We start from the raw sequence: 9,779 nt of genomic DNA on the forward strand, positions 1-9,779 counted from the left end.
GTTCGAGGATGCAGAAAGGGCTCCTCTTCGTAAATGACCGTCGAAGGCTTCCAGTCTTCTCTGGTCGTTTACTCCAGAGGTCCCTTTCTCCCGCATCCTCTCACACCCTGAAATAAAAAAGGCTGTATCCGGAGGGACACAGCCTGTGTTTTTCTTAGCTTATACTACCGTTTTATGCGAAGCGGCGCATGAGCCAAGAAACTAAGATGACTAAGATAACAGCACCAATGATGGATGGAATAATAGCAATTCCGCCCCAAACTGGGCCGAAGACGGGTAGGAGTTTACCGCCAATCCAGCTGCCGATGAGACCAGCAACGATGTTACCGATAATTCCAAATGGGATATCCTTGCCTGCAATCCATCCTGCGATTGCACCAACGATACCGCCCCAGATAAGTGTCCAAAGCATGTGATTCATCCCTTTCCTTCTTTAATATATAACAATTATAGTACATTCGTGTATTTGAAGCAATTCTTAGCCTCAGGCCCAGTTTCTAGGCCTGGCGGCGCTCCATATCTTTGAGCAAGCTTTCTTTGAGTCGGTCTTCCATATTGATGAGTCGGCCTTCTGCTTCTTGGCGCTTCTTCCGGCCTTCTTGTTGGATTTGGAAGGTCTCTTCAATGGTATGGACCAGGCTCTTTTGAACATGTTCCAGGGTTTCGATGTCGACGATGCCCCGCTCATTTTCCCGGCTGATCTCTAAGCTAGATTGCTCCAACATATCTGCATTCTGACGGAGGAGCTGGTTAGTTGTATCTGTAACTGCTTGTTGGGCCTTGAGGGCATCGCTTTGCCGCTGGAGGGAGAGTTGGATGGCCATCTGGTTCTTCCAGAGAGGGATTGCCGTGTGAACTGAGGACTGGATCTTTTCAGCCAGAGCCTGGTTGGTATTTTGGATCAGGCGGATCTGCGGGGCCTGCTGGATAGAGACTTGGCGGGTTAACTTGAGGTCGTAGATCCGCTTCTCTAGGCGGCTGGCGAATTGACGGAGGTCGGCAAGTTCTTGGGCGACCATTTGATTATCCACTGCCTGGGCTTCTTGAAGCTTTTGAGGGATTACTTCTTCTTCGAGCTCTTGGTATTTGAGTTGGGCGGCCGCAATATAGATATTCAGCACTTTGAAGAATTCGTAGTTTTCGTCATAGAGGCCATCGAGGTCTTGGTTGTCCTTGAGCAGTTGGGCCTGGTGGCGGTCTAATTGGTCAGCAATTTGGTCGACTTGGACAGCGACTTGTTGGAATTTGGCGTTGGCCTCATAGAGAGATAGCTTGGACCGGTTGAAGAAACGTTTAATGGGATTCGTCTCATTTTGTTGGAGCTTGTTCAACTCGCTCTCATTTAAGCGATCCATGAGCTGGCGCAGGCTGACCCCAATCTCTCCAGTATCCTTATTGCGAACCTGGTCGATCATGGCATGGGAGAATTGGTTGAGCTTGGACTGGGCCTTGCTGCCGTAAGCGGTTAAGCCGGACATGTTCTTTTCGTCAATCATCTTGGCCATGGCCTGGGCTTGCTGTTTTTCCTTATCCGACAAGCGGTCGAAGAGACTTGTATCCTGCTTTTGAGCTTGGGTCTGGAGCTCTCCTTCCTCCTGGTCGAGGGCAAAAGGCTGGGCTAATAGATCATCGAAATCATTAGAAAAATTATTCTGAGTCATTAACAACACTCCTTCTAGATAGTGAGGGCAAGAAAGTCTTTGTAAGATGCTTGGATCTCCTTGCCTAAGCGGTCGAGTTCTTTGCGACTGGCAGCCAGTTCACTGGCGTCTTCCCGAGCTGTGGTTAAGAGTTGGTAGTGGCGCAATTCCTTCTCTAAGCTAGGGAGGAGCTGGTAGCGAAAGTCCGCTGAATCAGCCAATAAATGGGGGTCCTGCTGGATGGCGTGGAAGTAGGCCTTGATTTCTTGGGCCTTGACTTGACCATGCGACTTCCTGCCTGTTTGGGCGAGGAGGGCTAAGATCCGTTCGATTTGCTCTAGGCTAGTTGCCATCTCCTGGCGAAAATACTGGATGTCTTGGTCGGACAGGCCATGTTCCTTATAGTGCTGGTAATTTTTCCGAGAGAGATGGGGGGCTGAATGTCGTTTTTCAAGATAGTAGCAGATGGCAAAGTTGACTAGCAGGATGGTCGCTAGGGTCGGCCAGAACTTTAAGTCTAGCCACCAGGCCGCTAGAATCAATAAGACATTGAAGGGACTGTAGAGGACCTGGTCCCAAGTTCTTTTACATATTTTCTTCATTAAACCGCCTTCTTTACTAATTTTAATGTTATTATAGCAAGGAATTCTCCCTGGCCCATCCGTCTTAGGGATGACTTTGCTTAGCTAGCAAGGGAGGGTGGATTTAGAAGAATATTTATAATTTTCCATGTATAATATAAAGTGATAATTTTGTGAAAGGATGGTAGGTCATGGAATTTGGTGAAAAAACTTTAAGTAGTGAAGTGATTTATGAGGGGAGTCTACTGACCTTAGAGAAGCAGACTGTGGAGATTTTCAATGGTGAAAGGGCCAATCGCGAAATCATCCACCATGCCCCAGCAGTTGGCATTATTGCTATCGATGAGGACCAGCGGCTGGTCTTGGTTAAGCAGTTTCGTAAGGCTATTGAACGGCCGATTCTTGAGATTCCAGCTGGTTTAGTTGATCCCGGGGAAGATTTCCTCGCCGCTGCCCAGCGTGAACTGGAAGAGGAGACCCAGCTTCAGGCCGAGGACTGGCAGACCCTGGATAAATTTTATGTTTCGCCCGGCTACTTGGATGAATACCTGCAGATCTACTCTTGTCACGGCTTAGAAACAGTCAGCAATCCTAGGCCCCAAGATGCGGATGAACATATCGAAGTCTTCCGTCTCAGCTTGAGTGAAGCCAAGCAAGCTGCCGCTAGCGGGGAGATCTGTGACATGAAGACCATCTATGCCATCCAATACTTAGAAAAGCAACTATTGAAGGAAGGAAACCATGGCTAAAGATCCTCTAATTACTCGACAGTCTTATCGCAAATACCAAAAGAAAAAAAGAGAAAAGGCCTTAGAAGAAGCCAAGCAGGAAGCCGGACAAGGGGCGAAGAAGTCTCGGCCGAAAGCAGCGGCTGCTAGCAAAAAGCCCAAGCAAAAAGCTCGTCCCGCTTCCCAAGCGAGCCAGCGCCCCCGGACCAAGTCCAAGCTGGCTAAGTCTTCAGACCGGGGCAGGACCTGGCATTGGCGCCAGGGTCAGGAAGCTAAGCAGCTGGACGACCAGGCCGACCAGAAGCCTGACCCAAGACCGATTGATGAATACCTCAACTGGGGAATTGGGCTCAGTCTCTTAGGAATTATCATTGTTACCTTGATTGCATTTTTTGTATAGGAGGATGAAAAGCTTGAAGATTGCTATTGTTGCAGCCTTGACCAAGGAAATTAGCTACTATTTAGATGAAATTACGGACCTCGAAGCTTCTCAGCAGGCAGGCGTTAAGATCTGGCGGGGCCATTACCAAGGCCACGAGCTTGCCATTGCCCAGTGTGGGATTGGCAAGGTCAATGCGGCCCTAGCGACAACTTTGCTGGCTATGGACGGACCTGACCTGATTATTAATAATGGCTCAGCGGGAGCTGTCGACAAGGACCTGGCAGTGGGCGACCTGGTCCTTGCCCAGGAAGCAGCCTACCATGATGTTGACATGACCGCTTTTGACCAGATTTATGGCCAAATTGAGGGCTTGCCTGCCCGTTTCCAAGCAGATTCCAATTACCTTTCACGTTTCGAACAATGCCTGGCTGACCAGGGCGAGACAGTCAACCGAGGCTTAGTCGTTTCAGGGGATAGCTTCGTAGCAAGCCCAGCCAAGGTGGAAGAGATCGCCCAGAATCTTCCAGGTGCCCTCTGTACCGAGATGGAAGGAGCAGCAATTGCCCATGTCGCCTATCAGTTCCAGCTTCCTTTCCTGATTGCTCGGGCTATGTCAGACACTGCTGAGCAGGATGCGGCCATTGACTTTGACCAATTTATTTCTGAAGTGGGTCCTAAGAGCGCCCGGTTGACTTTGAACTTTATCGGCCAATATTTGAAAGATTAAGCTTGACAAGCCGATTAAAGCTTGATAAGATAATCTTTGTGTAAAATAATGCAGCACAGTTGAAGCAAGCTCGTCAACAGTCCTCCCACATAGGTGAAGCAAGTATCCGCGGCTGCAATAGGAGAAAGCCAAGGAGCGGACTGCACGAATGCGATCAGCTGAATGACTTATTTTACTCCAATAAATCAATTTATATGGAGGAATTCATCAATGTCACGTTATACAGGACCAACATGGAAAGTATCCCGTCGTTTAGGGATCTCATTATCAGGTACAGGTAAAGAATTAAGCCGTCGCCCTTACGCACCAGGTCAACACGGACCTAACCAACGCCGTAAGAGCCTTTCAGAATACGGTTTACAATTACAAGAAAAACAAAAATTACGTTACATCTATGGGATGACTGAAAAACAATTCCATAACTTGTTCGTAAAAGCTGGTAAAATTAAAGAAGGTAAGCTCGGGGTTAACTTCATGATCTTACTTGAACGTCGCTTAGACAACATGGTTTACCGCTTAGGTTTGGCTTCAACTCGTCGCCAAGCTCGTCAATTGGTTACCCACGGCCACATCTTAGTTGATGGCAAACGTGTGGATATCCCTTCTTACTTAGTGGATGTTGACCAAGTGATCGGCGTTCGTGAAAAATCTAAAGAAATCCAAGTGATCAAGGATTCTGTTGAAGGTTTATACGGCCACGTTCCATATGTATCATTCGATGAAGAAAAATTCGAAGGCTCATTAACGCGCTACCCAGAACGCGACGAAATGAACCCAGATATCGATGAATCACTCGTCGTTGAATACTACAACCAATTATCTTAATTTTAAGCTTAAACGATTTAAAGGAGCTAGCCTGGCTGGCTCCTTTTTTGTCGAAAAAAATAATTTCCAAAGAGCAAAATTAAAATTTTGGATGCTTAAGCAGACACTTTGACAAAAGCTCAGAAAAGAAAGAAGGGCAGTCAAGGGCTTTTTATGGACTCTCCCTAGGCTAAAGGGCTTTTTTCTGCTATAATTTATGAGTATAAGAAAGTAAGACATGATAAAATATTAATGAATTGGAGGAGCGAATGTGGAGCTATTAATCGCATTGCTCGTCGTGATTCTGATTGTGCTCATCAGCTATGGCATACTGTATTATTTAAGTAAGAAGCAGACTAAGACCAATCAGGAACTGGATGAGCAGAAACAAGAAATCATGGCGATTCCGGTCGCTGACAAACTCTATACGATCAAAAACAAGAATGTAACAGGTAAAACCGGACGGGCGCTCGAGAACGAACAGGCCAATTGGCAAACCGTAACCCAATACAAGTTACCCGAAATTGAAGCGGTTCTCGTCTCAGCCCAGGATGCTACAGATAAATTATTTTCAAAAATTAAAGCCCGGCAAATGTCGGACAAGGCGGAAGACCTACTCCAGGAAGCTCGGACGGAAGTCGAGGGGATTAACCAGCGATTGGAGAAGCTCTTGGACCAGGAGGACGCCAATGCGAGCTACCATGAAGAGCTCTATGACCGCTATGCTAAGATCCGCAAGCAATTACTTGCCCATAGCTATGCTTACGGGCCTTCCCAGGAAACTTTAGAGAAGAACTTGTCCTATATTGAATTAGATTTCACCAAATACAATGAACTGATGAATGATGGGGATTTTATCGGGGCTCATGAAATCTTAGAACAGATCCAGCGGGACATTGAGTCCTTAGAGGGGATGATGGAAGAAATTCCTAGCCTCTTGACTCGGATTGATGAAGAATACCTGGCCCAGTATGAAGACCTCAACCAAGGCTATAAGGCTATGTTGGATGAAGACTATCGTTTCCCTATGGATGTGGATATTCCTGAAGAGATCAACCAAGTCGATAAGGTCATCAATAATGCCAAGGAAGCCATTGCTCGGGCTGACCTGGATGAAGCCCAAGCCATTATGGAGCGGGCGGAAGTACAGATTGACCGGACCTATGAACTGATGGAAGCAGAACTTCGAGCCAAGCAATACATCGGCGGCAACCAGGGGGCCATGCAACAAACCCTAAGTAAGGTTCACCAGTCCAACCGTTATGCCATCTTAGAGATCGACCGTGTTGCTCAGAATTACCAGCTATCGGGTAGCGAGATGTCCCAGATGCGTGACTATGCTGATCAGATTGACCGCCTCCGGGAAACGATCGATTATACCAACCAGCAGGAAGGCAACCATACCATTGCCTACAGCGATATGGAAACCCGCTACCGGGATAGTTATGAGACCCTGGCTGAGATTGAGAAAGGCCAGTCCAAGATTGTTTCGTCATTGGCTGGTCTCAAGCAGCAGGAGCGGGAAGCCCGCGACCAGCTCTATCTCTACGAGCTCGATCTCCGCAATATCAAGCGCAAGGTTGGCCAGTACCACCTGCCTGGCCTAGATCCAAGTTATCTGGACCGTTTCTTTGCTTGTGAGGATACCTTGGATGCCATGCGTTCCAAGCTCAACCGAGTCAAGTTGGATATGGAAGAAATCAACCGCTTGAGCCAAATTGCTTCAGAGGATATTGAATATTTGGATACGGAAATTGAGAAGACCCTCGACTATGTGCGCTTGACCGAGACAGCTATCCAATATGCCAACCGTTACCGAGCTAACCATCCTGAGATTAATGATGCGGTGGACTATTCCCACTACCTCTTCAATGAGCGCTACGATTATCAGGGAGCCTACCAGGCCATCGTGGATTGTGTAGCGAAATTCGATAGCCAAGCTCAGAGCGAAATCGAGAAAATTTACCGCGCAGATAAGAACAAATATAATTATTAGTATCGTCAAGTTCCCTCTCCCGATCGGCGAAATCTGGAGAGGGTTCACTGTTTTAAGAGAAAGGAAGCTAACTTTATGTCAAAAACCATCTATTTTGACAACAGTGCCACCACTAAGATTTTTAAAGAAGCAGCAGAGTCTATGCTTAAAACGATGGAGACTTACTATGCCAATCCTTCCAGCCTCCATGCCTTGGGTAACCAGGCCCACCGTCTCCTAGACTCGGCCCGCAAGCAGGCTGCTGATATCTTAGGCTGTTCGCCAGAAGAAGTCTTTTTCACGGGATCGGGAACGGAGTCAGACAACTGGGCGGTTAAAGGAACAGCCCTGGAAAAAGCTGGAGCAGGCAAGCACCTGATCACCAGTCAGGTCGAACATCCCGCCATCATGAATACCATGCAGGCCCTTGAGAAACAAGGCTTTGAAGTGACCTACTTGCCTGTAGACAAGGAGGGCAAGGTCCATGCCGAAGACTTGAAGGCGGCCATTCGTCCTGATACGACCTTGGTCTCTGTGATGGCCATCAACAATGAAATTGGGAGCCAGCAACCTATCGCGGAATTGGCTGAGGTCTTAGAAGACTATCCGAGCATCCATTTTCATGTGGATGGGGTTCAAAGTTTCATGAAAACCCCACTTCCCCTTATCCATTCCCGGGTGGATTTGATGAGTTTTTCAGCACATAAGTTCAATGGGCCTAGGGGATGTGGTATCCTATATAAGAAGGCCAACCGGCAGATCCTGCCCCTCTTAGATGGGGGCGGCCAAGAGCACTTGCTCCGGAGTTCGACTGAGAACTTGCCCGCCATTGTGGCTACCGTTAAGGCTATGCGCTTGACCCAGGAAGGCGCTAATGAGGAAAGTAAGAGACACCAAGCCTTCCAAGACCGGCTCCGTCAGTTCTTGGCGGAAGAGGGGGACCAGGTAACTGTCTTCAGTCCCCAGGATGGTGCGGCTCATATTCTCTGCTTTGCCCTCAAAGGCGTTCGTGGTGAAGTGATGGTCCACGCCTTAGAAGAAGAGGGCATCTATGTGTCAACGACTTCTGCCTGTGCCAGCCGGAAGAGCCAGCAAGGATCCTCGACCCTGGCCGCTATGCCGGTAGATCCTAGCCTGGCCCGGTGTGCTATCCGTTTGAGCTTCGGATATGACAACCGAATGGAAGAAGTGGAAGACTTTATCGAAGTCTACCGCCGCTTACTCCACAAATTTGCTAAAATCCAATAGGAGGTCCTATGAAAAAAATTATTATGATTCGCTATGGGGAATTGTCCATTAAGGGTAAGAATAAGCGCCGTTTTATTCGGATACTCTCGGATAATATCAAGCGCGCCCTCTATGACTATCCCCAAGTTAAAGTTAGCCAGCAACACGACTTTATGTTCCTACATCTTGAAGATGCCCCTCAAGACAAGATTCTCGAGCGCCTGCAGGATGTCTTCGGCATCCAGTCCTACAGTCCGGCTCTGACTATCGAACGCGACTTCGAGAAACTTAAAGAAGTGGCTGTTGAAGTAGTCGCTAAGGAGATGGCCAAGTCTGATATTAAGACCTTTAAGATTGCTACCTCGCGTTCGGACCATTCCTATCGTCTAGATACTAATGCCATCAACCGGGAATTAGGTGCCCATGTCGGCGCAGCCTATCCAGAGCTCAAGGTCCAGCTCAAGCAACCTGATCTGACCTTGCGGGTGAAGGTGCGCGAACAAGACTTCCTCTTATCGACGGATTGGCTGCCAGGGCTGGGTGGCTTGCCCGTGGGTTCCAGCGCCAAAGCGACGCTCATGTTGTCGGGAGGTATCGATTCGCCGGTAGCTGGCTACTTGGCCATGAAGCGGGGCATCCGGGTGACCGCCCTCCATTTCGCCTCACCGCCTTATACCAGCCCCCAAGCCCTAGAAAAGGCTAAAAAATTAGCCGGCAAGCTTAGTCGTTTTTCGGCCTGGATTAACTTCTTAGAAGTGCCTTTTACCGAGATACAGGAAGAAATCAAAGAAAAAATCCCTAAAGAATACCTGATGACCGTGACCCGGCGGATGATGTATCGGGTGGCAGACCGCTTGCGGGACCAGTATGACGGCTTGGCTATTGTGAACGGCGAATCGGTAGGCCAGGTGGCTTCTCAGACGCTAGAGAGTATGTACACCATCAATGAAGTCAGCTCAACCCCGATTCTTCGTCCCCTAGTGACCATGGATAAGCTTGAGATTATCGATATTGCAGAAAGAATTGACACTTATGACTTATCCATCCAACCCTTCGAAGACTGCTGTACCGTCTTTGCGCCGCCATCGCCTAAGACCAAGCCCCATTTGGACGAGGTGGAATACTTGGAAAAACGCTTAGCCATCGATGAACTCGTCCAAGCAGCAGTCGACCAGACCAAGTTTGAGCGGATTGAATGGCAAGACCAAGTCGAAGAAGCTGAGCATATTGCAGATGAATTTGAAGATTTGTTGTAAAATAGAAGTAAGCATTAGAGTGTGATAAAAGTTGGGAGCATACAAAAAGACTGGGGGGTTCCCAGTCTTTGCTAGTCGGGTTCGCAAGAGCAGCTTTGGAGTGCTTTCGCAAGTCGGGAACGTGCAAGCGTGGCTTGCCTTATCCCAACTTACTCCAAGCATCCAAAGCTAAACGCTCTTGCTCACACCCTGTCTAGTCGGGTTCGGTCTGGCAGCTTTCCTGTCACTTCACAAGTCTCCGCCGCAGTCTTGCAGACTGCTCTGGTGACTTGCTCCAGTGAAGGAAAGCTAAGCGCCAGCCCTCACACCCTTGTTAGTTGGGTTCGGTCGCGCAGATGTGGCTCCTCTTCACAAAATCTCGGCGAAGTCTTTCAGACTTCTTCGATCTTTTGCTCCAGAGGTACACTTCTAACCGCGCGCCCTCACACCCTATAGTCGGGTTCGAGGATGCAGAAAGGG

Annotated in this window: 10 protein-coding genes; 7 read left to right on the forward strand and 3 right to left on the reverse strand. The window is 48.4% G+C overall.

Features of this window, described 5'->3' with window-relative positions; translation table 11 throughout:
• Positions 1 to 172: 172 nt before the first annotated feature.
• From HMPREF2626_RS03975 to HMPREF2626_RS03985, 3 genes are all read right to left on the reverse strand, one after another.
• Entirely contained in the window at positions 173 to 421 is a 249-nt protein-coding gene (locus tag HMPREF2626_RS03975; RefSeq protein ID WP_070429985.1) for a GlsB/YeaQ/YmgE family stress response membrane protein, read from the reverse strand.
• 76 nt (positions 422 to 497) lie between these two features.
• Positions 498 to 1,661, reverse strand: coding sequence for a toxic anion resistance protein (locus tag HMPREF2626_RS03980; RefSeq protein ID WP_070617761.1), 1,164 nt, complete (start codon positions 1,659 to 1,661; stop codon positions 498 to 500).
• Between the two features lie 14 nt (positions 1,662 to 1,675).
• Complete coding sequence (locus HMPREF2626_RS03985; protein ID WP_070617764.1) at positions 1,676 to 2,242, reverse strand: 5-bromo-4-chloroindolyl phosphate hydrolysis family protein; 567 nt, start codon at positions 2,240 to 2,242, stop codon at positions 1,676 to 1,678.
• Positions 2,243 to 2,412: 170 nt separating this feature from the next.
• On the opposite strand from HMPREF2626_RS03985, the gene HMPREF2626_RS03990 reads away from it, so the two are divergent.
• The 7 genes from HMPREF2626_RS03990 (at position 2,413) to thiI (ending at position 9,320) form a co-directional block, all read left to right on the forward strand.
• Complete coding sequence (locus HMPREF2626_RS03990) at positions 2,413 to 2,970, forward strand: NUDIX hydrolase (RefSeq protein ID WP_070617767.1); 558 nt, start codon at positions 2,413 to 2,415, stop codon at positions 2,968 to 2,970.
• A complete protein-coding gene (locus HMPREF2626_RS03995) occupies positions 2,963 to 3,349 on the forward strand; it encodes a hypothetical protein (RefSeq protein WP_070617770.1) in 387 nt (128 codons plus the stop codon). The genes HMPREF2626_RS03990 and HMPREF2626_RS03995 overlap by 8 nt, the downstream gene beginning before the upstream one ends.
• A gap of 13 nt (positions 3,350 to 3,362) precedes the next feature.
• On the forward strand, positions 3,363 to 4,058 hold the full coding sequence (locus HMPREF2626_RS04000; protein WP_070617927.1) for a 5'-methylthioadenosine/adenosylhomocysteine nucleosidase: 696 nt from the start codon (positions 3,363 to 3,365) through the stop codon (positions 4,056 to 4,058).
• Between the two features lie 210 nt (positions 4,059 to 4,268).
• Positions 4,269 to 4,883 (forward strand): 30S ribosomal protein S4, encoded by a 615-nt coding sequence (gene rpsD, locus HMPREF2626_RS04005; protein WP_067972024.1) that lies wholly within the window; start codon positions 4,269 to 4,271, stop codon positions 4,881 to 4,883.
• 250 nt (positions 4,884 to 5,133) lie between these two features.
• Complete coding sequence (locus tag HMPREF2626_RS04010; RefSeq protein ID WP_070617773.1) at positions 5,134 to 6,858, forward strand: septation ring formation regulator EzrA; 1,725 nt, start codon at positions 5,134 to 5,136, stop codon at positions 6,856 to 6,858.
• A 75-nt stretch (positions 6,859 to 6,933) separates the two neighbouring features.
• Positions 6,934 to 8,085: a cysteine desulfurase family protein gene (locus tag HMPREF2626_RS04015; RefSeq protein WP_070617774.1), complete on the forward strand. Its 1,152-nt coding sequence runs from the start codon at positions 6,934 to 6,936 to the stop codon at positions 8,083 to 8,085.
• An 8-nt stretch (positions 8,086 to 8,093) separates the two neighbouring features.
• Positions 8,094 to 9,320 (forward strand): tRNA uracil 4-sulfurtransferase ThiI, encoded by a 1,227-nt coding sequence (gene thiI / locus HMPREF2626_RS04020; RefSeq protein WP_070617777.1) that lies wholly within the window; start codon positions 8,094 to 8,096, stop codon positions 9,318 to 9,320.
• Positions 9,321 to 9,779: the final 459 nt, after the last annotated feature.

Source organism: Aerococcus sp. HMSC062A02 (genome assembly GCF_001809535.1).
In the GTDB taxonomy this organism is placed as follows: Bacteria; Bacillota; Bacilli; order Lactobacillales; family Aerococcaceae; genus Aerococcus.

Excerpts from the sequence above, each read along its gene's own strand:
- thiI (WP_070617777.1), top strand. The coding sequence starts at position 8,094 with ATGAAAAAAATTATTATGATTCGCTATGGGGAATTGTCCATTAAGGGT.
- rpsD (WP_067972024.1), top strand. The coding sequence starts at position 4,269 with ATGTCACGTTATACAGGACCAACATGGAAAGTATCCCGTCGTTTAGGG.
- HMPREF2626_RS03975 (WP_070429985.1), bottom strand. The coding sequence starts at position 421 with ATGAATCACATGCTTTGGACACTTATCTGGGGCGGTATCGTTGGTGCA.
- HMPREF2626_RS03995 (WP_070617770.1), top strand. The coding sequence starts at position 2,963 with ATGGCTAAAGATCCTCTAATTACTCGACAGTCTTATCGCAAATACCAA.
- HMPREF2626_RS03990 (WP_070617767.1), top strand. The coding sequence starts at position 2,413 with ATGGAATTTGGTGAAAAAACTTTAAGTAGTGAAGTGATTTATGAGGGG.
- HMPREF2626_RS04015 (WP_070617774.1), top strand. The coding sequence starts at position 6,934 with ATGTCAAAAACCATCTATTTTGACAACAGTGCCACCACTAAGATTTTT.
- HMPREF2626_RS03985 (WP_070617764.1), bottom strand. The coding sequence starts at position 2,242 with ATGAAGAAAATATGTAAAAGAACTTGGGACCAGGTCCTCTACAGTCCC.
- HMPREF2626_RS03980 (WP_070617761.1), bottom strand. The coding sequence starts at position 1,661 with ATGACTCAGAATAATTTTTCTAATGATTTCGATGATCTATTAGCCCAG.